This window comes from Erwinia aphidicola, from assembly GCF_024169515.1.
GTDB lineage: Bacteria > Pseudomonadota > Gammaproteobacteria > Enterobacterales > Enterobacteriaceae > Erwinia > Erwinia aphidicola.
The window spans coordinates 2,040,513-2,065,932 of sequence record NZ_JAMKCQ010000001.1; the positions used below are offsets into that span (position 1 = coordinate 2,040,513).

Annotated in this window: 17 protein-coding genes and 2 rRNA genes; 14 read left to right on the plus strand and 5 right to left on the minus strand. The window is 57.3% G+C overall.

The window, feature by feature from the left end:
- The first annotated feature begins 54 nt into the window (after positions 1 to 54).
- A 23S ribosomal RNA gene (locus tag J2Y91_RS09465) occupies positions 55 to 2,960 on the plus strand.
- A gap of 215 nt (positions 2,961 to 3,175) precedes the next feature.
- Positions 3,176 to 3,291 (plus strand): 5S ribosomal RNA (gene rrf / locus J2Y91_RS09470).
- A 106-nt stretch (positions 3,292 to 3,397) separates the two neighbouring features.
- Here rrf and J2Y91_RS09475 read toward each other — a convergent pair.
- Entirely contained in the window at positions 3,398 to 3,982 is a 585-nt protein-coding gene (locus J2Y91_RS09475; protein ID WP_253537965.1) for a hypothetical protein, read from the minus strand.
- Between the two features lie 239 nt (positions 3,983 to 4,221).
- Between J2Y91_RS09475 and metA the strand changes: the two genes are divergently transcribed.
- The 4 genes from metA (at position 4,222) to aceK (ending at position 10,230) form a co-directional block, all read left to right on the plus strand.
- Positions 4,222 to 5,151, plus strand: coding sequence for a homoserine O-acetyltransferase MetA (gene metA / locus J2Y91_RS09480; RefSeq protein WP_048917609.1), 930 nt, complete (start codon positions 4,222 to 4,224; stop codon positions 5,149 to 5,151).
- Between the two features lie 314 nt (positions 5,152 to 5,465).
- Positions 5,466 to 7,064: a malate synthase A gene (gene aceB / locus J2Y91_RS09485; protein ID WP_253537968.1), complete on the plus strand. Its 1,599-nt coding sequence runs from the start codon at positions 5,466 to 5,468 to the stop codon at positions 7,062 to 7,064.
- Between the two features lie 21 nt (positions 7,065 to 7,085).
- Complete coding sequence (aceA, locus tag J2Y91_RS09490; protein WP_133622214.1) at positions 7,086 to 8,390, plus strand: isocitrate lyase; 1,305 nt, start codon at positions 7,086 to 7,088, stop codon at positions 8,388 to 8,390.
- 106 nt (positions 8,391 to 8,496) lie between these two features.
- The gene (gene aceK, locus J2Y91_RS09495; RefSeq protein ID WP_253537972.1) at positions 8,497 to 10,230 is read left to right on the plus strand and encodes a bifunctional isocitrate dehydrogenase kinase/phosphatase; all 1,734 of its coding nucleotides are present in this window, start codon (positions 8,497 to 8,499) and stop codon (positions 10,228 to 10,230) included.
- A gap of 32 nt (positions 10,231 to 10,262) precedes the next feature.
- Here aceK and iclR read toward each other — a convergent pair whose 3' ends face one another.
- Positions 10,263 to 11,096 carry a glyoxylate bypass operon transcriptional repressor IclR gene (iclR, locus tag J2Y91_RS09500; RefSeq protein WP_253537975.1) on the minus strand — a complete coding sequence of 278 codons (834 nt, stop codon included), beginning with the start codon at positions 11,094 to 11,096 and terminating at the stop codon, positions 10,263 to 10,265.
- 385 nt (positions 11,097 to 11,481) lie between these two features.
- On the opposite strand from iclR, the gene metH reads away from it, so the two are divergent.
- Both metH and J2Y91_RS09510 read left to right on the plus strand, forming a co-directional pair.
- Positions 11,482 to 15,165: a methionine synthase gene (gene metH, locus J2Y91_RS09505; RefSeq protein WP_253537978.1), complete on the plus strand. Its 3,684-nt coding sequence runs from the start codon at positions 11,482 to 11,484 to the stop codon at positions 15,163 to 15,165.
- A gap of 129 nt (positions 15,166 to 15,294) precedes the next feature.
- Complete coding sequence (locus tag J2Y91_RS09510; RefSeq protein WP_253537982.1) at positions 15,295 to 15,492, plus strand: Rpn/YhgA-type helix-turn-helix domain-containing protein; 198 nt, start codon at positions 15,295 to 15,297, stop codon at positions 15,490 to 15,492.
- 72 nt (positions 15,493 to 15,564) lie between these two features.
- Here J2Y91_RS09510 and J2Y91_RS09515 read toward each other — a convergent pair whose 3' ends face one another.
- On the minus strand, positions 15,565 to 16,293 hold the full coding sequence (locus J2Y91_RS09515; RefSeq protein ID WP_253537985.1) for a UTRA domain-containing protein: 729 nt from the start codon (positions 16,291 to 16,293) through the stop codon (positions 15,565 to 15,567).
- A gap of 202 nt (positions 16,294 to 16,495) precedes the next feature.
- On the opposite strand from J2Y91_RS09515, the gene J2Y91_RS09520 reads away from it, so the two are divergent.
- The 6 genes from J2Y91_RS09520 (at position 16,496) to J2Y91_RS09545 (ending at position 22,744) form a co-directional block, all read left to right on the plus strand.
- Positions 16,496 to 17,554 carry an ABC transporter substrate-binding protein gene (locus J2Y91_RS09520; protein WP_048917601.1) on the plus strand — a complete coding sequence of 353 codons (1,059 nt, stop codon included), beginning with the start codon at positions 16,496 to 16,498 and terminating at the stop codon, positions 17,552 to 17,554.
- Between the two features lie 9 nt (positions 17,555 to 17,563).
- A complete protein-coding gene (locus J2Y91_RS09525; protein ID WP_253537988.1) occupies positions 17,564 to 18,373 on the plus strand; it encodes an alkaline phosphatase family protein in 810 nt (269 codons plus the stop codon).
- Positions 18,370 to 19,218, plus strand: a complete 849-nt coding sequence (locus tag J2Y91_RS09530; RefSeq protein ID WP_253537990.1) for an ABC transporter permease — start codon at positions 18,370 to 18,372, stop codon at positions 19,216 to 19,218. The genes J2Y91_RS09525 and J2Y91_RS09530 overlap by 4 nt, the downstream gene beginning before the upstream one ends.
- Positions 19,219 to 19,220: 2 nt before the next feature.
- Entirely contained in the window at positions 19,221 to 20,006 is a 786-nt protein-coding gene (locus tag J2Y91_RS09535; RefSeq protein ID WP_133622206.1) for an ABC transporter permease, read from the plus strand.
- Between the two features lie 2 nt (positions 20,007 to 20,008).
- The gene (locus tag J2Y91_RS09540) at positions 20,009 to 21,001 is read left to right on the plus strand and encodes an ABC transporter ATP-binding protein (protein WP_253538006.1); all 993 of its coding nucleotides are present in this window, start codon (positions 20,009 to 20,011) and stop codon (positions 20,999 to 21,001) included.
- Positions 21,002 to 21,118: 117 nt separating this feature from the next.
- Positions 21,119 to 22,744, plus strand: coding sequence for a Na/Pi cotransporter family protein (locus tag J2Y91_RS09545; protein WP_048917596.1), 1,626 nt, complete (start codon positions 21,119 to 21,121; stop codon positions 22,742 to 22,744).
- A 210-nt stretch (positions 22,745 to 22,954) separates the two neighbouring features.
- Here J2Y91_RS09545 and panS read toward each other — a convergent pair whose 3' ends face one another.
- Both panS and lysC read right to left on the minus strand, forming a co-directional pair.
- Positions 22,955 to 23,872 carry a ketopantoate/pantoate/pantothenate transporter PanS gene (panS, locus tag J2Y91_RS09550; RefSeq protein WP_253538009.1) on the minus strand — a complete coding sequence of 306 codons (918 nt, stop codon included), beginning with the start codon at positions 23,870 to 23,872 and terminating at the stop codon, positions 22,955 to 22,957.
- Positions 23,873 to 23,983: 111 nt separating this feature from the next.
- Complete coding sequence (gene lysC / locus J2Y91_RS09555) at positions 23,984 to 25,336, minus strand: lysine-sensitive aspartokinase 3 (protein ID WP_253538012.1); 1,353 nt, start codon at positions 25,334 to 25,336, stop codon at positions 23,984 to 23,986.
- Positions 25,337 to 25,420 lie beyond the last annotated feature (84 nt).

Here is a 25,420-nt window from a genome sequence, read left to right on the forward strand (position 1 = left end):
TCTCTCAAATGCTCACGACAGCATGCTGTCCTTCGGGACGCTTGTGGGTTGTGAGGTTAAGCGACTAAGCGTACACGGTGGATGCCTAGGCAGTCAGAGGCGATGAAGGGCGTGCTAATCTGCGATAAGCGTCGGTAAGGTGATATGAACCGCAACAACCGACGATACCCGAATGGGGAAACCCAGTGTGATACGTCACACTATCATGTCATGAATACATAGTGGCATGAGGCGAACCGGGGGAACTGAAACATCTAAGTACCCCGAGGAAAAGAAATCAACCGAGATTCCCCCAGTAGCGGCGAGCGAACGGGGAACAGCCCAGAACCTGAATCAGCTTGTGCATTAGTGGAAGCGTCTGGAAAGTCGCAGGGTACAGGGTGATACTCCCGTACACAAAAATGCACTTGCTGTGAGTTCGATGAGTAGGGCGGGACACGTGACATCCTGTCTGAATATGGGGGGACCATCCTCCAAGGCTAAATACTCCTGACTGACCGATAGTGAACCAGTACCGTGAGGGAAAGGCGAAAAGAACCCCGGCGAGGGGAGTGAAACAGAACCTGAAACCGTGTACGTACAAGCAGTGGGAGCACCTTCGTGGTGTGACTGCGTACCTTTTGTATAATGGGTCAGCGACTTATATTCTGTAGCAAGGTTAACCGTATAGGGGAGCCGCAGGGAAACCGAGTCTTAACTGGGCGTTAAGTTGCAGGGTATAGACCCGAAACCCGGTGATCTAGCCATGGGCAGGTTGAAGGTTGGGTAACACTAACTGGAGGACCGAACCGACTAATGTTGAAAAATTAGCGGATGACTTGTGGCTGGGGGTGAAAGGCCAATCAAACCGGGAGATAGCTGGTTCTCCCCGAAAGCTATTTAGGTAGCGCCTCGTGAACTCATCTTCGGGGGTAGAGCACTGTTTCGGCTAGGGGGCCATCCCGGCTTACCAACCCGATGCAAACTGCGAATACCGAAGAATGTTATCACGGGAGACACACGGCGGGTGCTAACGTCCGTCGTGAAGAGGGAAACAACCCAGACCGCCAGCTAAGGTCCCAAAGTCATGGTTAAGTGGGAAACGATGTGGGAAGGCACAGACAGCCAGGATGTTGGCTTAGAAGCAGCCATCATTTAAAGAAAGCGTAATAGCTCACTGGTCGAGTCGGCCTGCGCGGAAGATGTAACGGGGCTAAACCATGCACCGAAGCTGCGGCAGCGATACGCAAGTATTGTTGGGTAGGGGAGCGTTCTGTAAGCCGTTGAAGGTGTGCTGTGAGGCATGCTGGAGGTATCAGAAGTGCGAATGCTGACATAAGTAACGATAAAGCGGGTGAAAAGCCCGCTCGCCGGAAGACCAAGGGTTCCTGTCCAACGTTAATCGGGGCAGGGTGAGTCGACCCCTAAGGCGAGGCCGAAAGGCGTAGTCGATGGGAAACGGGTTAATATTCCCGTACTCGGTGTTACTGCGAAGGGGGGACGGAGAAGGCTATGTTAGCCGGGCGACGGTTGTCCCGGTTTAAGCGTGTAGGCTTGAGTTCCAGGCAAATCCGGAACTCTTTAAGGCTGAGGCGTGACGACGAGGCACTACGGTGCTGAAGTAACAAATGCCCTGCTTCCAGGAAAAGCCTCTAAGCATCAGGTAACATCGAATCGTACCCCAAACCGACACAGGTGGTCAGGTAGAGAATACCAAGGCGCTTGAGAGAACTCGGGTGAAGGAACTAGGCAAAATGGTGCCGTAACTTCGGGAGAAGGCACGCTGTCGGTAGGTGAAACCCCTCGCGGGTGGAGCTGAAGGCAGTCGAAGATACCAGCTGGCTGCAACTGTTTATTAAAAACACAGCACTGTGCAAACACGAAAGTGGACGTATACGGTGTGACGCCTGCCCGGTGCCGGAAGGTTAATTGATGGGGTTATCCGTAAGGAGAAGCTCTTGATCGAAGCCCCGGTAAACGGCGGCCGTAACTATAACGGTCCTAAGGTAGCGAAATTCCTTGTCGGGTAAGTTCCGACCTGCACGAATGGCGTAATGATGGCCAGGCTGTCTCCACCCGAGACTCAGTGAAATTGAACTCGCTGTGAAGATGCAGTGTACCCGCGGCAAGACGGAAAGACCCCGTGAACCTTTACTACAGCTTGACACTGAACATTGAGCCTTGATGTGTAGGATAGGTGGGAGGCTTTGAAGCGTGGACGCCAGTCTGCGTGGAGCCAACCTTGAAATACCACCCTTTAACGTTTGATGTTCTAACCTGGCGCCGTGATCCGGCGTGGGGACAGTGTCTGGTGGGTAGTTTGACTGGGGCGGTCTCCTCCTAAAGAGTAACGGAGGAGCACGAAGGTTAGCTAATCACGGTCGGACATCGTGAGGTTAGTGCAATGGCATAAGCTAGCTTGACTGCGAGAGTGACGGCTCGAGCAGGTGCGAAAGCAGGTCATAGTGATCCGGTGGTTCTGAATGGAAGGGCCATCGCTCAACGGATAAAAGGTACTCCGGGGATAACAGGCTGATACCGCCCAAGAGTTCATATCGACGGCGGTGTTTGGCACCTCGATGTCGGCTCATCACATCCTGGGGCTGAAGTAGGTCCCAAGGGTACGGCTGTTCGCCGTTTAAAGTGGTACGCGAGCTGGGTTTAGAACGTCGTGAGACAGTTCGGTCCCTATCTGCCGTGGGCGCTGGAGAATTGAGAGGGGTTGCTCCTAGTACGAGAGGACCGGAGTGAACGCACCACTGGTGTTCGGGTTGTCATGCCAATGGCATTGCCCGGTAGCTAAGTGCGGAAAAGATAAGCGCTGAAAGCATCTAAGCGCGAAACTTGCCTCGAGATGAATTCTCCCTGGGTCCTTGAGACCCCTGAAGGGACGTTGAAGACTACGACGTTGATAGGCCGGGTGTGTAAGCGCAGCGATGCGTTGAGCTAACCGGTACTAATGACCCGTGAGGCTTAACCTTACAACGCCAGAAGCGTTCTGGTGTGCGTTATGAGAGACGCAAAAGAGATTTTCAGCCTGTGACCGGATAACAATTTAGCGGGAACGAAAGATTTTGTGCTGAAGCAAGGCGGCAAGCGAAGGAAAGGAGGGAGCATACTGAAGTATGTGACTGACTTTACGAGCGCGGCCAACGCAGCAGCAGTGCAAAATATTCGTTTCGTGCACCAAGATTTGCCTGGCGGCTTTAGCGCGGTGGTCCCACCTGACCCCATGCCGAACTCAGAAGTGAAACGCCGTAGCGCCGATGGTAGTGTGGGGCCTCCCCATGCGAGAGTAGGGAACTGCCAGGCATCAAATAAAGCAATAACCCCGACCGAAAGGCCGGGGTTTTTTGCGTTTAAAGGGCCGTTAAGCACGCCAGATCCCAAAGGCCAATCGTTGATCGACACGTGCTGCCTACTTACTGCGTAAGATCTTCACCAATCCATACATAATGATCAGATAACCCAGGCTCTGAGTGGGCTCTTCAGCAGTATTTTTCAGTGCTTCGCTATAATGAATATTCGCAATTCCCTTCCAGAGATAGCGGTTGCCAAACAGTCTGGACCACACCAGTACTAAAATAAGACCACAAATCAAGTAGTTATAATCGCCGAATCTGTGCAACTCCACAAGATTTCTCAAAGCCTTCCTGATGCCTTGCTGAGCCGCCTGCCACAGATAACTCACTGATATTGCGATAGCCAGCCACGACCAGTGAAGCGCTCCGTTAAATAAATCGCGAATATTTTCCCGGTTCTCACGGATAAACATCGCAGCAAAAAGCCCTATAATCAGTAAGATCCCACCGGACAGGTCTCTGTTATTATCTTTGATTTTATACAGCAGGATTATATTAATAATCAGAAAGACAGAGTGCGAGATGGCGGTTATTGAATGCTTATTAACCTCATTTTTGAAAATATAATTATCAGCCATTACAATCAGATATGGCACGCACATCACCATCGCCAGCGCGAGGTATTCCTTTATTTTTTGCATATCCGTGAACACATTATCTGTTTAGAAATGTGTAATCTAACAAAGCCAGGCAGCTCCCGACTTCCCTATTTTAGCTATTATTGACGCACACTGCGGGAACAACACTTTTAGTCCCCAAAGCCAGGCGTGATGAAACATTTTCAACTATTCGATGAATACTCGACATTCGCGGCAGAGCGCGTTATCTTTGGCTGTCTGGATGTCTAAACGTATAAACGTATGTAGTGAGGAAGCAGGTTATGCCGATCAGGGTACCCGATGAATTACCAGCCGTGAATTTTCTGCGCAACGAGAACGTCTTTGTCATGACGTCCACGCGTGCCAGCACGCAGATGATCCGCCCGCTAAAAGTGCTGGTACTGAATCTGATGCCGAAGAAGATCGAAACCGAGAACCAGTTTCTGCGCCTGCTCTCCAACTCTCCCCTGCAAATTGATGTGCAGCTGCTGCGCATCGACAGCCGGGAATCACGTAATACCCCTTCGGAGCATCTGAACAATTTCTACTGTAATTTCGAAGATATTCAGCATGATAACTACGATGGATTGATCGTCACCGGCGCGCCGCTGGGACTGGTCGACTTTAATGATGTGGCTTACTGGCCCCAGATCCAGCAGGTGCTGCACTGGGCGAAAGAACACGTCACTTCCACACTGTTCGTCTGTTGGGCGGTACAGGCTGCGTTAAACATTCTGTATGGCATCCCCAAGCAGACGCGGGAAAACAAGCTTTCAGGTGTGTTTGAGCATCAGATCCTGCATCCGCATGCGCTGCTCACGCGGGGCTTTGACGATACCTTCCTTGCGCCGCACTCACGCTATGCTGATTTCCCGGTGCAGCTACTGCGAGACTACACCGATCTGGAGATCTTCGCGGAATCGGAGCAGACCGGAGCCTATCTGTTTGCCAGCAAGGATAAGCGCCTGGCATTTGTCACCGGCCACCCCGAGTACGATGCCCTGACGCTTTCCGGCGAATATCATCGCGACTACGACGCTGGCCTGCAGCCGGAAGTACCTTTCAACTACTTCCCCCATGACAACCCTGAGCTACCGCCGCGTGCCAGCTGGCGTAGCCATGGCAACCTGCTGTTCTCCAACTGGCTCAACTACTACGTTTACCAGATTACGCCATTCGACCTGCGCCATATGAACCCGACACTCGAATAGTCGCGCTGAACGTAGAAAGCAAAGGGTGGATCCTCGATCCACCCTTTGGCATTTCTACAGCTGTAAGCTCCTCCCCATCAAGCTTAATCCTGTCACCCGATCTTCCTCACATTACCGATGAAAACACCTTCCTGTTATTGCGATCTTTAATCTCTCTTTAAATCATCATGTTGAGATGATTTTTTAATTAAAATGGAAATAGTTTTTGATTTTAAATTTTAACTGATTATATTTTGATCCTGTAGCTTAAAGATTGTTCAGCGGCAGCACGCCGGATCTCTCAGCCGCCCACCGGTCGATGACAGGAGAAAAAGATGACACAGCAGGTAATCAGCAGCGAACTGACCTTTCAGCACGCGTTTGGTCAGGCAGAACAACAGATCCTTACCGATTCCGCCGTCGATTTTCTGGCTGAACTGGTGGCACGCTTTACGCCGCGACGTAATGCACTACTGGCCGATCGCCAACGGGTGCAGCGTAAAATCGATGGCGGAGTACTGCCGGGTTTTATTTCGGAAACTAATTCCATTAAAGATAAAGCGTGGAAGATCCGCGGTATCCCAGCCGATTTACAGAACCGCCGGGTAGAGATCACCGGCCCGGTTGAACGCAAGATGGTGATCAATGCGCTCAACGCCAACGTGAATGTCTTTATGGCGGATTTTGAGGATTCGCTGGCGCCCAGCTGGGAGAAGGTGATTGCCGGACAGATCAATCTACGCGATGCGGTAAACGGCACGATCAGCTACCGCAATGAAGCCGGGAAGATCTACCAGCTGAAGCCCGATCCCGCGGTATTGATCTGCCGCGTGCGCGGTCTGCACCTGCCGGAAAAACACGTTACCTGGCGTGATGAGGCGATCCCGGGCAGCCTGTTTGATTTCGCGCTCTACTTCTTCCACAACGTCGACACGCTGCTGGCAAAGGGCAGTGGCCCCTATTTCTACCTGCCAAAAACCCAGTCTTACCACGAAGCGGCCTGGTGGAGTGACGTATTCAGCTACGCCGAAGATCGTTTCGATCTGCCACGCGGTACCATCAAAGCCACGCTGCTTATTGAAACGCTGCCAGCGGTATTCCAGATGGACGAGATCCTCTATCACCTGCGCGATCATATCGTCGGGCTAAACTGCGGCCGCTGGGATTACATCTTCAGCTACATCAAAACGCTGAAGAACTACCCGGATCGCGTCCTGCCGGATCGCCAGTCGCTCACGATGGATCAGGGGTTTCTCGATGCTTACTCACGACTGTTGATCAAAACCTGCCACCGGCGCGGCGCGTTTGCGATGGGTGGCATGGCGGCCTTTATCCCCAGCAAAGATGCCGAACGCAATCAGTGGGTGCTGGATAAAGTTCAGGCTGATAAGCAGCGTGAAGCCACCAATGGGCATGACGGCACCTGGATTGCACATCCAGGCCTGGCCGACGCCGTGATGGAGATTTTCAATCAGGTACTGGGCGACCGCCCAAACCAGCTACAGGTAATGCGCGTGCAGGATGCCCCCGTTACCGCTGAGCAGCTGCTGGCCCCCTGCGACGGAGCGCGCACCGCGGCGGGCATGCGCGCCAATATTCGCGTGGCGGTGCAGTACATCGAAGCCTGGATTAGCGGCAACGGCTGCGTGCCAATTTACGGTCTGATGGAGGATGCTGCCACCGCTGAGATCTCGCGTACCTCTATCTGGCAGTGGATCCACCATCGCAAAACCCTGCAAAGCGGAGAAGTGGTGACCGAAGCGCTGTTCCGCCAGATGCTGACTGAAGAGATGCAGGTTATTCGCCAGGAGCTGGGCGACACGCGCTATGACAACGGGCGCTTCAATGAAGCCGCCGCGCTGATGGAGCGCATTACCACCGAACCCGAACTGGTGGAGTTTCTGACTCTGCCCGGCTACCGCTTACTCCCCTGAACCCTGACAAGGAGCACCACAATGACTTCTCGTATCCAACAGATTCAGCAGATAGAACAAACCTGGCGTGAAGCTCGCTGGGACGGCATTACCCGCCCCTACAGCGCGGCGGAAGTGGTTAAGCTGCGCGGCTCGGTCAACCCGGTCTGTACCCTGGCCGAAAACGGTGCGCACCGGCTCTGGAAACTGCTTAACGGCGGAGCGAAGAAAGGTTACGTCAACAGCCTGGGCGCCCTGACCGGTGGGCAGGCGCTGCAGCAGGCGAAAGCGGGGATTGAGGCTATTTACTTATCCGGCTGGCAGGTCGCGGCCGATGCTAATCTCGCAGCCAGCATGTACCCGGACCAGTCGCTGTACCCGGCCAACTCGGTGCCGTCGGTGGTGGAACGGATCAACAACACGTTCCAGCGTGCCGATCAGATCCAGTGGTCGAGCGAGATTGAGCCGGGCGACCCGCGCCATGTTGACTACTTCCTGCCGATTGTCGCGGATGCCGAAGCCGGATTTGGCGGCGTGCTGAATGCATTTGAACTGATGAAGTCGATGATCCAGGCTGGAGCCGCCGGCGTACATTTTGAGGACCAGCTGGCCTCGGTGAAGAAGTGCGGCCATATGGGTGGCAAAGTGCTGGTGCCAACCCAGGAAGCGATTCAGAAACTGGTGGCGGCGCGGCTGGCGGCGGATGTGATGGGTGTGCCAACGGTGCTGATTGCGCGTACCGATGCCGACGCAGCGGACCTGATCACCTCCGACTGCGACGAATATGACCGCGAATTTATCAGCGGTGAGCGCACCCCGGAGGGTTTTTTCCGCACCCATGCCGGAGTCGAACAGGCGATCAGCCGCGGGCTGGCTTACGCACCTTACGCCGACGTGATCTGGTGTGAAACCTCGAAGCCGGACCTGGAGCAGGCGCGCCGTTTCGCCGACGCGATACACGCCCGCTTCCCCGGCAAGCTGCTGGCATACAACTGTTCACCGTCATTTAACTGGAAAAAGAATCTCGACGACGACACCATCGCCCGCTTCCAGCAGGCACTGTCTGAAATGGGCTACAAATATCAGTTCATCACCCTGGCAGGGATCCACAGCATGTGGTTCAACATGTTCGACCTCGCGCAGGCGTATGCGCAGGGGGAGGGGATGCGCCACTACGTAGAGAAAGTGCAGCAGCCGGAGTTTGCCGCCATCAAGCAGGGTTACACCTTCTCTTCGCATCAGCAGGAGGTCGGCACCGGCTACTTTGACCATGTCACCACCATTATTCAGGGTGGGGTGTCATCCGTCACGGCATTGACCGGATCGACGGAAGAAGATCAGTTTTAACCCCGCAGGATCGGGCATGCCCGACCCCTACACCGAACGCTCGAGCTTAGCATCGTAGGGGACGGGCATGCCCGTCCCTTCCTGAAACCCGCGCCGGAGGCACACCATGGCCACACTCGAAACCCTGATTGCCCGCACCATCCTGCAGGGATTTGACGCGCAGTATGGTCGCTTTCTTGAGGTTACCGCCGGGGCGCAGCAGCGCTTTGAACAGGCCGACTGGCTGGCGGTGCAGCAGGCGATGAAAGCGCGTATTCACCTCTACGACCATCACGTCGGCCTGGTGGTGGAACAGCTGCGCTGCATCACCGCCTCACAGGCCGACGACCGCGATTTTCTCCAGCGGGTGAAAGCGATCTACACCGACCTGCTGCCGGACTATCCGCGCTTTGAGATTGCCGAAAGCTTTTTTAACTCCGTCTACTGTCGGCTGTTCAGCCACCAGGCATTGACGCCGGAGCGGCTATTTATCTTCAGCTCGCAGCCCGAACGGCGCTTTCGTACCATTCCGCGGCCGCTGGCCAGGGAGTTTAGCGCTACGGCCGGCTGGCCGCCGCTGCTGAGCCGTCTGCTGCACGACCTGCCGCTGCGCCTGCCCTGGCAGGATCTGGCGCGCGATATTGGCTTTATCACGGCGCATCTGCACGAACAGTTCAGTGCGGAGGCGCTACAGCAGGCAACGCTACAGGTGGCTAACGAACTGTTTTATCGCAACAAAGCGGCCTGGCTGGTGGCTAAACTGCGCACTCCTTGCGGCATCTGCGCCTTTCTGCTGCCAATCCACCGCAGCGATGAGGGCGAGCTGTTTATCGATACCTGCCTGACCAGCAACCGTGAGGCGAGTATCGTGTTTGGCTTCGCCCGATCCTATTTTATGGTTTATGCCCCACTGCCGGCGGCGCTGGTCGAATGGCTGCGCGAGATCCTACCCGGCAAAACCACCGCCGAGCTGTATATGGCGATTGGCTGCCAGAAGCATGGCAAGACTGAGAGCTATCGCGAATACCTCAGCTATATGACGCAAACCCGCGAACAGTTTGTTATCGCGCCCGGCGTACCGGGCCTGGTGATGCTGGTATTTACCCTGCCGGGCTTCGATCGGGTATTTAAGGTGATCAAAGACCGCTTTGCGCCGCAGAAAGAGGTCACGCCGGAACGGGTGCGCGCGTGCTACCAGCTGGTCAAGGAGCATGACCGCGTGGGCAGAATGGCCGACACCCAGGAGTTTGAAAACTTCGCGATCGAGCAGCAGCGACTTAGCCCACAGCTGCTGGCACTGCTGCAGCGCGAGGTGCCGGAGAAACTTCACTATCAGGGCGAGCAGCTGGTCATCAGCCATCTGTATATGGAGCGCCGCATGACGCCGCTCAATATGTGGCTGGAGCAGGCTAATCCACAGCAGCGGCGCGAGGCAATCGAGGAGTACGGCAACGCGGTAAAGCAGCTGGCGGCGGCCAACATCTTCCCCGGCGATATGCTGTATAAAAATTTCGGTATCACCCGTCACGGGCGCGTGGTGTTCTATGACTACGATGAAATCAGCTACATGACCGAAGTGAATTTTCGCGACATCCCGCCGCCGTGCTACCCGGAGGATGAGCTGAGCCACGAGCCGTGGTACAGCGTGTCGCCGGAAGATGTGTTCCCGGAGGAGTTTCGTCACTATCTGTGTGCCGACCCGGCAATCGGCAGACTGTTCGATGAGATGCACAGTGAACTGTTTCGCGCCGGGTACTGGCGCGAGCTGCAGCAGCGCATCCGCAATGGCCATATCGAAGATGTGTTTGCTTATCGTCGGCGTCAGCGCTTTTGCCAGCGCTATACCCTTCATACTCTTTGATGCCGCTCCCATTATTTTGGCTATAAATGAGGTTAGCGCCCACCGCCATATTCGCGGGTGATCTCTTTGGCGGCTTTGATCGCCAGCGCACCCAGCTCGGTCACGCGGTCATCGGTAATACGCGAGATTGGGCCGGAGATGGAGATTGCCGCAAACGGTTCGTGGTGCTCATCATAAATGCAGGCGGCCACGCAGCGCAGCCCCAGCGCATGCTCCTCATCGTCGAACGAATAGCCGGTTTTGCGCACCAGCGCGAGATTATCCTTCAGGCTCTGCGGCGACATCAAGGTTTTCGGCGTGTAATAGTGCAGCCCCTTGCGATGCAGCAGTTCCGTTACCTGCTTGTCGTTCAGATTGGCCAGAAACGCTTTACCGGCGCCGGAGGCGTGCATCGGTAGCTTGCCGCCGATCGGTGCCGACATACGCATCAGCTGGGTACACTGCACCTGGTCGATAATCACCGCCTGATGATCGCTGAGGTCCAGTACCGCCAGATTCACCGTCTCTCCCGACTCTTCCATCAGCGAACGCAACATCGGATGCACCAGCGCCAGCAGGTTGCGGCTCTGCAGGAAGCTGCTGCCGATGACAAACGCGTGCGCGCCAATGGTCCATAGCCCTAAGTCGCCCACCTGACGCACAAATCCCTGCTGCTGCATGGTCGTCAACAGACGATGGGTGGTGGAGTTGGGTAAGCCGGCCTGCTGCGCCAGTTCGGTCAGCGCCACGCTGCCGTGCGATTCGGCAATGAATTCCAGCAGTTTAAGGCCGCGGGTTAATGACTGGACCTGCCCGGCAGGTGCGGCGGGAGTAGCTGCGGCAGCGCGGGGTTTCTTTCCGCGTTTTGCCGCGACGGGGGTGGCCATACCTGACTCCTTAGTTATCCTGGTTATGGAAATCATTTTCGTTGCATACCCGTCATACTTCAAGCTGCTTCTGCGTTGGCTGCACTCTCTCACCCGAATCACTTACTACAGTAAGCTCATCGGGATTAATGAGCCTCGTCCCTGAGGCTCAGCCTGCGGCCAGCGCGAGCGCTGTTCAAATCAGTTCCCGACTGATTTGTCCCTCGCTTGCCGCCTTGATTCAGCTCGAATTATTTAGGGTAATTACCCGTCATACTTCCAGCTTTTTCTGGCTTTTAGGCTGGCTGAAAATCTCTCACCCTGCATAACTTTTACCCGCGCAAAAGTTGTGCCAGTATGACGTGCTGGCGTTGATGCCTGCGAGTGAAGTGGAAGGGGAAGTGCTGTGAGTAACCGGATTGAAGCGCTGCATCAGCAGCTGAAAAAACGCATCATGCTGCTTGATGGCGGCATGGGCACCATGATCCAGAGCTACAGGCTGGAAGAAGAAGATTATCGCGGTGCGCGTTTTGCCGACTGGCCGAGCGATCTCAAGGGCAACAACGACCTGCTGGTGCTCACCCAGCCTGATATTATCAGCGAGATCCACAACGGCTATCTGGCTGCCGGTGCGGATATTCTCGAAACCAACACCTTCAACTCCACCACCATCGCGATGGCCGACTACCATATGGAGTCGCTATCGGCAGAAATTAACTACGCCGCCGCAAAGCTGGCGCGCGCCTGCGCCGATGAGTGGAGCGCAAAAACGCCGGATCGCCCGCGTTATGTCGCCGGTGTGTTAGGGCCTACCAACCGTACCTGCTCCATTTCCCCTGATGTTAACGATCCAGCCTTCCGTAACGTCACCTTTAATCAGCTGGTGGAAGCCTATCGCGAATCGACGCGCGCGCTGGTGGAAGGCGGTTGCGATATCATCATGATCGAAACGGTGTTCGATACCCTGAACGCCAAAGCGGCGATCTTCGCCGTCAAAGAGGAGTTCGAAGCCCTCGGCATCGCGCTGCCACTGATGATCTCCGGCACCATCACCGATGCCTCCGGCCGCACGCTCTCCGGCCAGACCACCGAAGCCTTCTATCACTCGCTGCGCCACGCCGAGCCGCTCTCGTTTGGCCTTAACTGTGCGCTTGGCCCGGATGAACTGCGCCAGTATGTGGCCGAGCTGTCGCGCATCGCCGAAAGCTATGTTACCGCTCATCCGAATGCCGGATTGCCGAATGCCTTCGGTGAGTACGATCTCGATGCCGACATTATGGCCGAACAGATTGGTGAGTGGGCGCGCTCCGGCTTCCTCAATATCGTCGGCGGCTGCTGCGGCACCACCCCGGAACACATTGCGGCGATGGCAAAAGCTATCGACGGCGTCGCCCCGCGCCAGCTGCCGCAACTGCCTGTTGCCTGCCGCCTCTCCGGGCTGGAGCCGCTGACCATCAGCGCGGAAAGCCTGTTTGTGAACGTCGGCGAGCGTACCAACGTCACCGGGTCGGCGAAGTTTAAGCGCCTGATTAAAGAAGAAAAGTATAACGAAGCGCTGGAAGTGGCGTTGCAGCAGGTGCAGAGCGGCGCACAGATTATCGATATCAATATGGATGAAGGGATGCTCGACGCCGAAGCGGCGATGGTGCGTTTCCTCAACCTGATCGCCGGCGAGCCGGATATCGCCCGCGTGCCGATTATGATCGACTCCTCCAAGTGGGAGGTGATTGAAAAAGGCCTGCAGTGCATTCAGGGCAAAGGGATTGTGAACTCCATCTCGATGAAAGAGGGAGTCGATCAGTTCCTGCGTCATGCCCGCCTGGTGCGGCGCTACGGCGCGGCGATGGTGGTGATGGCCTTCGACGAGGTGGGCCAGGCAGACACCCGCGCGCGTAAAATCGAGATCTGTCGCCGCGCTTATCAGCTGCTGACGGAAGACGTGGGCTTCCCGCCGGAAGATATCATCTTTGACCCAAATATCTTCGCCGTTGCCACCGGGATCGAAGAACATAACAACTACGCGATGGACTTTATCGGCGCCTGTGAAGACATCAAGCGCGAACTGCCGCATGCGATGATCTCCGGCGGCGTCTCCAACGTGTCGTTCTCGTTCCGCGGCAACGACCCGGTGCGCGAGGCGATCCACGCGGTGTTCCTCTATCACGCCATCCGCAACGGCATGGATATGGGCATCGTCAATGCCGGGCAGCTGGCAATCTATGACGATTTGCCAGACGATCTGCGTGAAGCGGTGGAGGACGTTATCCAGAACCGCCGCGACGACGGCACCGAGCGTCTGCTCGACCTCGCCGAGAAATATCGCGGCAGCAAAGCGGAAGATGACAGCACTAAACCGCAGGCGGAGTGGCGCAGTTGGGAAGTGGCGAAGCGCCTCGAATATTCGCTGGTGAAGGGTATTACCGAATTTATTGAGGAAGATACTGAAGCCGCACGTCAGTTGGCCGCTCGCCCGATTGAGGTGATTGAAGGGCCGCTGATGTCCGGCATGAATGTGGTCGGCGACCTGTTCGGCGAGGGCAAAATGTTCCTGCCGCAGGTGGTGAAATCTGCCCGCGTAATGAAGCAGGCGGTGGCCTACCTTGAACCCTATATCGAAGCCAGCAAAGAGAAGGGCAGCACCAACGGCAAAATCGTGCTGGCGACGGTGAAGGGCGACGTGCACGACATCGGCAAGAATATCGTCGGGGTGGTGTTGCAGTGTAATAACTACGAAATTATCGATCTTGGCGTGATGGTGCCGAGCGACAAAATTCTGAAAACCGCCCGCGAGCACAACGCCGATATCATCGGGCTGTCCGGGCTGATTACCCCGTCGCTGGATGAGATGGTCAACGTGGCAAAAGAGATGGAACGCCAGGGCTTTACCCTGCCGCTGTTGATCGGCGGCGCGACCACCTCAAAAGCGCACACGGCGGTGAAAATCGAGCAGAACTACAGCGGGCCAACGGTCTATGTGCAGAATGCTTCGCGCACCGTCGGCGTGGTGTCAGCGCTGCTGTCGGCGACGCAGCGCGATGAGTTTGTGGCGCGCACGCGCAAAGAGTATGACACGGTGCGTATTCAGCATGCGCGTAAGAAGCCGCGCACGCCGCCGGTGACGTTGCAGGCTGCGCGCGACAATGATTTTACCTTCGACTGGCAAAGTTATACACCCCCGCCAGCACACAGGCTGGGTGTAAGCGAAGTAAGCGCTAACATCGAAGTGCTGCGTAACTACATCGACTGGACGCCATTCTTTATGACCTGGTCTCTGGCGGGCAAATATCCGCGCATTCTGGAAGATGAGGTGGTCGGCGAAGAGGCAAAACGCCTGTTCGCCGATGCCAATGCGATGCTCGACCAGCTCAGTCGCGATGGCGCGCTCAATCCGCGCGGCGTAGTGGGGATTTTCCCGGCTAACCGCGTGGGTGACGACATTGAAATCTACACTGATGAATCGCGTTCGCATATTTTGAAAGTGAGTCATCACTTACGCCAACAGACAGAAAAGACGGGGTTTGCTAACTACTGCCTCGCTGATTTCGTCGCACCGAAGTCCAGTGGTAAGGCCGACTACCTCGGCGCCTTTGCCGTGACCGGCGGGCTGGAAGAGGATGCACTGGCGGAAGCCTGGGATGCTCAGCATGACGACTACAATAAGATCATGGTGAAGGCGCTGGCCGACCGCCTGGCGGAAGGCTTTGCCGAATACCTGCATGAGCGGGTGCGTAAGGTCATCTGGGGCTTTGCCGCCACTGAAAACCTCAGCAACGAAGAGCTGATCCGCGAAAACTATCAGGGCATCCGCCCGGCCCCGGGCTACCCCGCCTGCCCGGAGCACACCGAGAAAGCCACCATCTGGCAGCTGCTCGACGTGGAAACTCACACCGGCATGCAGCTCACCGAGTCATTCGCCATGTGGCCAGGTGCGGCGGTCTCCGGCTGGATATTCAGCCACCCGGAGAGTAAATATTTCGCCGTGGCCCAGCTGCAGCGCGACCAGATTGAAGACTACGCCAAACGCAAAGGCATGCCGGTCAGCGAAGTTGAACGCTGGCTGGCCCCGAACCTGGGATATGACGCGGATTGATTTTTGCTGGGGCGAATTATTCGCCACAAATGATCCTTCTGATATTTTCTACTGGCGGGCGAAGTAGATGATGCTGAAGCTTTCGTACGTAATCTGGCGCGGAAAATGCCACTGTATGGGGACCAACTGATGACTATTGCTGAGCAGCTTGAACAGAAAGGCCTTGAGCAAGGTCTTAAAAAAGGTCTTGAGCAAGGTCTTGAGACGGGACGACAGGAAGGAAAGCGTGAGGTCGCACGCAATCTGATCCTGAAAGGCATGGAGATGCAATTAGTCAAAGAGCTGACTGGCCTCTCTGACCACGACCTGGCTCAGATCAGCCACTAAACAGCCTTGACTGATGAACCGTCATTCACGCCGCTGACGGTTCATCGCGCTTTGTCTGTCATGGCAAAGACGCTATTCCACCTCGTTAAAAGCCTGCTCCACCTCCACCGCAATATACAGCGCGTCATACCGCCAGTACTCGCAGTCGCAGTCGATAATCCGGTCGTGCTGGTCGCGGTTAACGCGAGTGATAAACAGCGCCGGGCTGCCGGCGGCGACTTTCAGCGCCGGGGCGGCGAAGGCTGGCAGCGGGGCGGGCAGCATGGTGAAGCCGACGCGGCCATAGCTGATGCCATACTCCTCCTGATAGAGCTGGGTCAGCGAACGCGTCAGGTCAAAGCTCAGCAGCTGAGGAAAATAGCGCGGGTTCAGATAGTGTTCGACATACAGCACCGCCCGGCCATCAATGCGCCGCAGGCGACGAATGCGCACCACCTCCTCCCCCTGCTGCATCTCTAAACGCGTGGCTATCGTCGCGCTGACCGCCACGCTTTGCGCATCCAGCACTTCAGTGGCGGCGACGCGCCCCTGGCGTTCGGCCATCGCATGAAAGTGGCTGCGCAGCAGCGGGTCGTAGGCGAGGCGTGGCGGAGCGATAAACCAGCCGCGCCGCAGCTCGCGATAAATCATCCCCTCGGCTTCCAGCTGCCCCAGCGCCTCACGCAGCGTGATGCGCGTTGTGGCGAACTGCTCGCTCAGCACGCGTTCGGCAGGCAGACGCCGACTGGCGGCATACTCCCCCTGACGAATTCTCGCCGCCAGTGCCCTGCTGATTACATCCACCGTTAATGATTTGGTCATCGTTAAGCCTCAAATTGGTGCGAAACTGCACAATAATCGCACGGCCGGGGGCGCAAACCTGCGGACACAGCCTGGCAGGAGAGGGTGGACTAGTCCACAGCCGACGGGCGCTGTCATAAAACATTCATCCCACCAGGCTAGATTGGCTCGCATCTTGCTGGACTAGTCCAGAAGGCCACCCCCATTATTCGGAGCATCAACCATGAAATCTTTGTTCGCATCCGTATTAGCCAGTGCCATCGTCCTGTCATTACCGGCCAGCAGCTGGGCTGCCGATACCGCCGCGCTGGAAAAAGCCGCACAGGCGGAAGGCCAGGTTAACAGCGTTGGCATGCCTGACAGCTGGGCTAACTGGAAAGGCACCTGGGAAGATATCAGCAGCAAATATGGTATCAAGCACAGTGATACGGATATGTCCTCCGCTCAGGAGATTGCCAAGTTCGCCGCGGAGAAAAATAACGCGAGTGCGGATATCGGCGATGTCGGTGCGGCTTTCGGGCCGGTTGCCGTGCAGAAAGGGGTGACGCAGCCCTACAAACCCACCACCTGGGATCAGATCCCGGACTGGGCGAAAGACAAAGATGGCCACTGGGCGCTGGCCTATACCGGCACCATCGCCTTTATCATCAATAAAGACCAGGTCAAAGATATCCCCCACAGCTGGGCCGACCTGAAGAAAGGCAAATATGTGGTGACCATCGGCGACGTCGGCATTGCGGCACAGGCGGCCAACGGCGTGCTGGCTGCCAGCTACGCGATGGGCGGCAACGAGAAGAACCTGAAACCCGCGCTGGATTTCTTTAGCGAGCTGGCAAAAGAGGGGCGGCTTGGCGTAACCGATCCGGTGATTGCCAACATCGAGAAGGGGGAGATTCAGGTCGCCGTGGTGTGGGACTTCAACGGTCTGAACTACCGCGACCAGATTGACCCGAAACGCTTTGAAGTGGTGATCCCGTCCGATGGCTCTATCACCTCCGGCTACACCACCATCATCAACAAATATGCCAAACACCCGAACGCCGCCAAACTGGCGCGTGAATATATCTTCTCCGACGCCGGGCAGATTAACCTCGCACGCGGCTATGCTCGCCCAATTCGCGCAGAACACCTGAAACTGCCAGCGGACGTGCAGGCCAAAATGCTGCCGGATGCGGAATACAAAAATGCGCATCCTATCGCCGATACCGCCGCGTGGGATAAAGCGGCAAAACAGCTGCCGCGACTGTGGCAGGAAAGCGTCATCATCAACATGAAGCAATAGGGCAACGCGATGAAAACGATTCTGGTGGTGCTGGACGGCCTGAACTTTCAGGTGGCGCAACACGCGATGGGCTATTTGCAGGCGGAGTGCGCTCAGGGCCACGGGCAGCGCTACCGGATGACCTGCGAGCTGCCTTCGCTCTCGCGCCCGCTGTATGAGTGCATCCTCACCGGCATCACGCCGGTGAACAGCGGCATTATTCACAACGGCGTCAGCCGCCTCAGCAATCAGCGCAGCGTGTTTCACTATGCGCGGGCGGCGGGGCTGACCACGGCTGCAGCGGCCTATCACTGGGTCAGCGAGCTGTATAACCGCACGCCGTTTTCTGCGGCGCGCGACCGTCACACTGAAGCGCCCGAGCTGCCGATCCAGTTCGGGCACTTCTACTCTGATGATGGCTACCCGGACTCGCATCTGTTTGAAGATGCCGAGAGCCTGCGGCTGCGCTATCAGCCGGACTTTTTGCTGATCCACCCGATGAATATCGACGATGCCGGGCACCAGCACGGCTTCTCCTCTGCGCAATACCGCAACCGGGCGCGCATGGCCGACGGCTATCTGTCGCACTGGATGCCGGCCTGGCTGCAGCAGGGTTATCAGGTGATTGTCACCGCCGATCACGGTATGAACGACGATCGCAGCCATGGCGGAATATTGCCGGAAGAGACTCACGTCCCGCTGTTTGTCTTCGGCAGCGCGTTTTCGATGAATGCGGACGCCGTGCCGCAGCAAACCGAACTGTGCGGCACAATTTGCCAGATCCTCGGCGTTGAGCACGATAAACCCTACTGCGCCGCCCTGCTGGAACCCACGCTATGAGAGGGAAATGGCTCGCGCTGCTGTGCCTGCTGCCGTTTGCGCTATTCTTTATCGCCTTTCAAATTGCGCCGCTGGTGTGGATCGCCATCAACAGCTTCTACAGCGATATCAACGAGGCCTGGGGATGGGCCAACTACAGCGATATCCTCACCTCGCCGTTTTACCAGCAGGCGATCCGTTTCTCGCTCACTATCTCGTTGTGGTCGAGCGCGTTCGGCCTGGGGATCGCGCTGCTCGGCGGCTACTCGTTGCACCAGCTCGGCGGCGGCAGGCTGCACCGTTTTCTGATGTCATTTACCAATATGACCAGCAACTTTGCCGGCGTGCCGCTGGCGTTTGCCTTCGTGATCCTGCTGGGGCTAAACGGCTGCCTGACGCTACTAATGGGTAAATACGACATCATGCAGGGCTTCAAGCTCTACTCCAGCGACGGGCTGATTGTGGTGTATACCTGGTTCCAGATCCCGCTTGGCATTCTGCTGCTTTACCCGGCGTTCGACAGCCTGAAGAGGGACTGGCAGGAGTCGGCGGCGCTGCTCGGCGCCAGCCGCGCGCGCTACTGGTGGCATATTGGCCTGCCGATCCTGACGCCCGCGCTGATCGGCACCTTTGTTATTCTGCTGGCCAACGCGCTGGGCGCTTACGCCACAATCTACGCGTTGACCACCGGCAACTTTAACGTCATTCCGGTGCGGATTGCCGCGCTGGTTTCCGGCGACATTTCGCTCGACCCCAACCTCGGCAGCGCGCTGGCGATGCTGCTGGTGGTGCTGATGTCGCTGATCACCGTGATCCACCAGTGGCTGGTGCGTAAGAGCTACCAGAACGTCCGGCAGGGGAGCTGACTATGTCGCGCAGTGAATACCTATATCATCGGGTGGTGGTCTGGCTGGTATTTGCCATTCTGGCCCTGCCGCTGCTGGCGACGTTGCTGTATGCGCTGGCAACCCGCTGGGGCGCAACCATTGTGCCTGATGGCTTTACCTTAAAGTGGCTGATCCAGCTGTGGAGCGACCCGCGCTTTCTGACGGCGCTCTGGCATTCGCTACTGATCTGCTTCGGCTCGCTGCTGTTCTCGCTGCTGCTGGTGCTGCCGACGATGTTTGTGATTGCTTACTACTTTCCAAAACTCGATGCGGTGATGAACATCCTGATCCTGCTGCCGTTCGCCATTCCACCGGTGGTCTCTTCGGTCGGGCTGCTGCAGCTCTACTCCGCGCCGCCGCTGATGCTAACCGGTACGCCGTGGATCCTGCTGGGCTGCTACTTCACCATCGCGCTGCCGTTTATCTACCGCGCCATCGCCAACAATATGCAGGCGATCAACCTGCGCGAGCTGATCGACGCCGCACATCTGCTCGGTGCCAGCACCTGGCAGGCGGCGCTGCTGGTGGTACTGCCGAATCTGCGCAAAGGCGCGACCATCGCGGTGCTGCTCTCCTTCTCCTTCCTGATCGGCGAGTTTGTCTTCGCTAATCTGCTGGTCGGCACCCGGTTTGAAACCTTGCAGGTGTATCTCTACAACGTGCGCAACAGCAGCGGCCACTTCAGCAGCGCGCTGGTGATCTCCTACTTCTTTGTTGTCCTGCTGGTGACCTGGCTGGCGAATACCCTGAACCGTGAAAGAGGCTGAGCATGACGTATCTGAGCGTGACCCAACTGAATAAAAGCTACGGTCCAACCCCCATCTTTCAGGATATTGAGTTCAGCGCCAGCGAGGGGGAGTTCGTCACGCTGCTCGGCCCAAGCGGCTGCGGCAAATCGACGCTGCTGCGCTGCCTGGCGGGGCTGACTTCGGTCGACAGCGGGCAGATTATCCTGCAGGGGCAGGACATTGTGCCGCTGGCACCGCAGCAGCGCACCCTTGGCATGGTGTTTCAGAGCTACGCGCTGTTTCCGAATATGACGGTGGAGCGCAACGTGGCGTTTGGCCTGAAAATGCAGAAGCTGGGCGGGGCGGAGATCCAGCGGCGGGTGGCGGAGGTGCTTGAGCTGGTGGAGCTTAATGACTACGCAAAACGCTACCCGCATCAGCTCTCCGGCGGCCAGTGTCAGCGCGTGGCACTGGCGCGATCGCTGGTGACGCGCCCGCGCCTGCTGCTGCTGGATGAGCCGCTGTCGGCACTGGACGCGCGTATCCGCCGCCATCTGCGCGATCAGATCCGCCGTATCCAGAAAGAGCTGAATCTCACCACGCTGTTTGTCACTCACGATCAGGAAGAGGCGCTGACGCTGTCAGACCGCATAGTGCTGATGAACAAAGGCAAAATCGTACAGAACGGCAGCGCCGAGTCGCTGTATACCCAGCCGGTGAATCTGTTTGCCGCCGGGTTTATCGGTAACTACAACCTGCTGACGCCGGAACAGGCAACGCGCCTGACCGGGTTTGGCTTCAACAGCCAGGTGGCGATCCGCCCTGAGTCGCTGCTGTTCTGCGCGCAGCAAGAGGGTATCCCAGCGGAAATCCTCAGCCACAGCCTGCTCGGCAACGTTATCCGCTACCGGGTGAAAGCGCGCGATGTTGAGCTGATGGTGGATGTGCTGAACCGCTCGGTGGACGATCTGCACCCGGCGGGCTCTATCATCGGCCTGCAGCTGGATAAGAAAACCTTGCGCGAAGTGGCATGATATCACGCTGATTAAAAAGATTTTTTTAACAATACCGACTAAACTTATTGCCATCAGGCGCAGCGCACACAGCCGCTGCGTAAGAATCCTATTTCTTATGGTATGAGGTTCTTATCGGTGTTAACCCTGCTTAATCTTCTCTCTGCCGTGGCGCTGCTGGTGTGGGGAACCCATATTGTCCGCACCGGCATTATGCGCGTTTACGGTGCCGATCTGCGCCGGGTTCTGAGCCGCAGCGTGGCGAAAAAACCGATGGCGTTCCTTGCCGGAATTGGCGTCACCGCGCTGGTACAGAGCAGTAATGCCACCACCATGCTGGTTACGTCGTTTGTCGCGCAGGAGCTGGTCGGGCTAACGCCTGCGCTGGTGATTATCCTGGGTGCGGATGTGGGTACGGCGCTGATGGCGCGTATTCTGACCTTTGATCTCTCCTGGCTGTCGCCGCTGTTTATCTTCTTTGGCGTGGTGTTTTTCCTCGGGCGCAAGCAGACCCGCGCCGGTCAGCTGGGGCGAGCCAGCATCGGGCTGGGGCTGATCCTGCTGGCGCTCCAGCTGATTGTTGCCGCCGCCACGCCGATCACCCAGGCGGCTGGCGTGAAGGTGCTGTTTTCCTCACTGACCGGCGACGTGATGCTCGACTCGCTGATTGGCGCGCTGTTCGCCATTATCAGCTACTCCAGCCTGGCTGCGGTGCTGCTGACCGCGACGCTGACCGCCACCGGGGTGATCTCCTTTAAGGTGGCGCTGTGCCTGGTCATCGGGGCGAACCTCGGCAGCGGCCTGCTGGCGATGCTGAATAACAGTGCGTCGAACGCCGCCGGAAAGCGCGTGGCGCTGGGCAGCCTGCTGTTTAAATTTATCGGCTCGCTGCTGGTGCTGCCGTTTATCGATCCGCTGGCGGCGCTGCTGGAAAAGCTGCCGGTCAACGACGAAGAGCTTGTCATCTTCTTCCACGTTTTTTACAACCTAATCCGCTGCATCATTATGGTGCCGTTTGCCGAACCGATGGCCGGGCTGTGCAAGCGGCTGATTGGGGACGATACCGAAACCGACCTGCGCCTGAAGCCGCGCCATCTTGATCCCGGCTCGCTCGATACCCCGGCGCTGGCGCTGGCGAATGCCGCGCGTGAAACCCTGCGCATGGGCGATGTGCTGGAGCAGATGCTCACCACCTTCAGCAAGGTGGTACATGGCGAACTGCGTGAGGATCGCGAAATCCGTAAGCTGGATGACGATGTTGACGTGCTGTACACCGCCATTAAGCTCTACCTGGCGCAGATGCCGAAGGAAGATCTCCCGGAAGAGGATTCACGGCGCTGGGCGGAAACGATTGAGATGGCGCTGAACCTGGAAATGGCGGGCGATATTCTGGAGCGCATGAGCGGTGACGTGGCTGATAAATCGCTGGCAGCGCGCCGGGCGTTTTCGCAGGAGGGCATGAAAGAGCTGGATGCGCAGCTGGAGCTGTTAACTAACAATTTGCGCCTCAGCCTGTCGGTGTTTTTATCGCGTGATATCACCAGTGCCAGGCGCCTGCGCCGCTCGAAGCACCGTTTCCGCATCACCAACCGCCGCTATTCGCACTCGCATGTCGATCGCCTGCATCAGCATAACGTTCAGAGTATCGAAACCAGCTCGCTGCACCTCGGCCTGCTGGGCGACATGAAGCGCCTGAACTCACTGTTCTGCGCGGTGGCCTACAGCGTGCTGGAACAGCCGGATGATGATAAAGATGAGGATTGAGTGAGGTTGACCGCAACGGGTCGGGCATGCCCGACCTCTGCGTCATCTTGCCGGTGTTGGCACGGGTCGGGCATGCCCGACCCCTACGTCATTTTGCCGGTGTTGGCATGGGTCGGGCATGCCCGATCCCTGCGTCATTTTGCCGGTGTTGGTAGGGGTCAGGCATGCCTGACCCGCAGTCATAGCCGCAGCCACACCGGTGCTGGCAGATTACTTTTTCTTAATCGGCTTACCGGACCAGTAACCGGCCAGCAGCGAACCGGACAGGTTGTGCCACACCGAGAACAGCGCACCCGGCAGTGCGGCGAGCGGGGAGAAGTACAGCTTGCCGAGCGTTGCCGCCAGGCCGGAGTTCTGCATCCCCACTTCCAGCGCCAGCGTGCGGCAGGTAGATTCGTCGAAGCCAAACAGCTTGCCGCCCCAGTAACCGCCCAGCAGTCCAATCGCGTTATGCAGGATCACCGCGACAATCACCATCAGGCCAACGGAACCGATAAAGCCCTGGCTGCCTGCCACCACCGCGCTGATGATCAGCAAAATACACACCATCGAAAATGCCGGCAGATACGGCTCGACGCGCTTTACCACGCCGTTCAGGGTGTGATGAATAATCAAGCCAAGGCCGATCGGTACCACCACAATTTTCACAATGCTCAGCAGCATGCCGACGACATCGACCTGAATATGGGTATCAACGTACAGCTTGGTCAGCAGCGGGGTGGCAAATACGCCAACCAGCGCGGAGACGGAAGAGATGGTCACTGACAGCGCGACATCACCCTTCGCCAGATAGATCATCACGTTCGATGCGGTGCCGCTGGCGACGCTGCCGACCAGAATCATGCCGGCGGAGAGGTCCGGCGGCATATTGAACAGCTTAGCCAGGCCCCACGCGGCCAGCGGCATCACCAGATAATGCAGAAATGTCCCGGCAATCACCGGCGCCGGACGGGTCAGCACACGCTTAAAGTCATCGGTGTTCAGCGTCACGCCCATGCCGAACATAATCAGCATCAGCAGGTAGGTGACGTATGGGCCAATCCCGGTAAAGGTGGTGGGGGTGTAATACGCGGCGACAGAGAGCAGGACTGCCCAGAGGGGAAACAGTCGGGTAATGGTGGCGAGCATAGCCGGAAATCCTTATTAGAGTTGTTGATTAAGCAGACATATTTGTCATAACACAGGATATAGATAGCAGGTTTACAGTAAGAAAAAACCGGGCCAGGCCCGGTTTGAGTGTTACTCGAATAAATTTCGGTGCAGCGTCTGAACCACCTTCTCGGCATCGTTGCCCGGTACCAGGAAGCAGAGGTTATAGCTGCTGGCGCCATAGCAGATCATGCGCAGATTGAACGGATCGAGCACGCCAAACACCTCTTTACCCACGCCACACGCCTGCGACAGCTTGTTGCCGATAATCGCGATCAGCGCCAGGTTCTCTTCAACCTCAACGCGGCAAAGTGAGGAAAGCTCGGTGAGCAGCGCCTGTGAAAGCAGGCTGTCGCCGGTAGAGGTCGAGCCGGTGGTGTCCAGCGTCAGCGCCACGCTCACTTCGGAGGTGGTGATCAGGTCGACAGAAATCTGATGGCGCGCCAGGATGCTGAACAGTTCAGCCAGGAAGCCGTGCGTGTGCAGCATGCTCAGGCTGTGCAGCGTCAACAGTGTCTGCTTGCGGCGCAGAGCCAGCGCGCGGAACAGCGGCGGGTTCTCGGTTTTGTTGCAGACGATAGTGCCGCCCGCAGCCGGGTCCTTACTGGAGCCGACAAACACCGGAATATCACGGCGTACCGCAGGCAGCAGGGTCGCCGGGTGCAGCACCTTGGCACCGAAGGTCGCCATTTCGGCGGCTTCTTCGAAGGTAATCACATCAATGCGCTTCGCCGCCGGCACCACGCGGGGATCGGTGGTGTAGATACCCGGCACATCGGTCCAGATATCAATGCGCGCAGCATTCAGCGCTTCGCCCAACAGCGCAGCGGTATAATCGCTGCCGCCGCGGCCCAACGTGGTGGTGCGGCCCTTCGCTTCGCTGCCAATAAAGCCCTGAGTTACAATCAGCGCTTCCGCAATGCGCGGCTGCAGCTGCACGCTAGCCAGCTCGGCGAGCGTTGTCACCTCCGGCGCGGCGCGACCAAAGTGGTCGTCGGTGCGCATCACTTTGCGCACGTCGAACCACTCTGCGGCTGCTTCGCGCTGGCGCAGGATCTCAACAAACAGCAGGGTGGACATCAGCTCACCGTGGCTGACCAGTTCATCGGTCAGTGCGGTCGAATTGGCCAGTGCCGCCGCTTCGGACAGCATGGTGATGTTATCCAGCATGCGGTCGATCTCTTCGCGGATCACCGCTGGCTGGTTAAGCGAATCGATAATGGCGTACTGAATGCGGCGGATCTCATCCAGCAGGTAAGCGCGCTGCTCCTGCGGCTGGCCTTCAGCCAGAGAGACCAACAGATTAGTGACACCCGCAGACGCGGAAAGGACCACCAGACGAACGTCGGGGTTAGACAGCACGACATCGGCGCTGCGGTTCATAGCGTGGAAGTCGGCTACGCTGGTGCCGCCAAATTTCGCTACGATCAGGTTTTGAGACATTACGATGACTACCTTCGTGTCAGGATTTATTCCATCAGCTTGGCACAAGGGAAGGGCAGATGAGGGGAAGCCGAAGCATAAAGC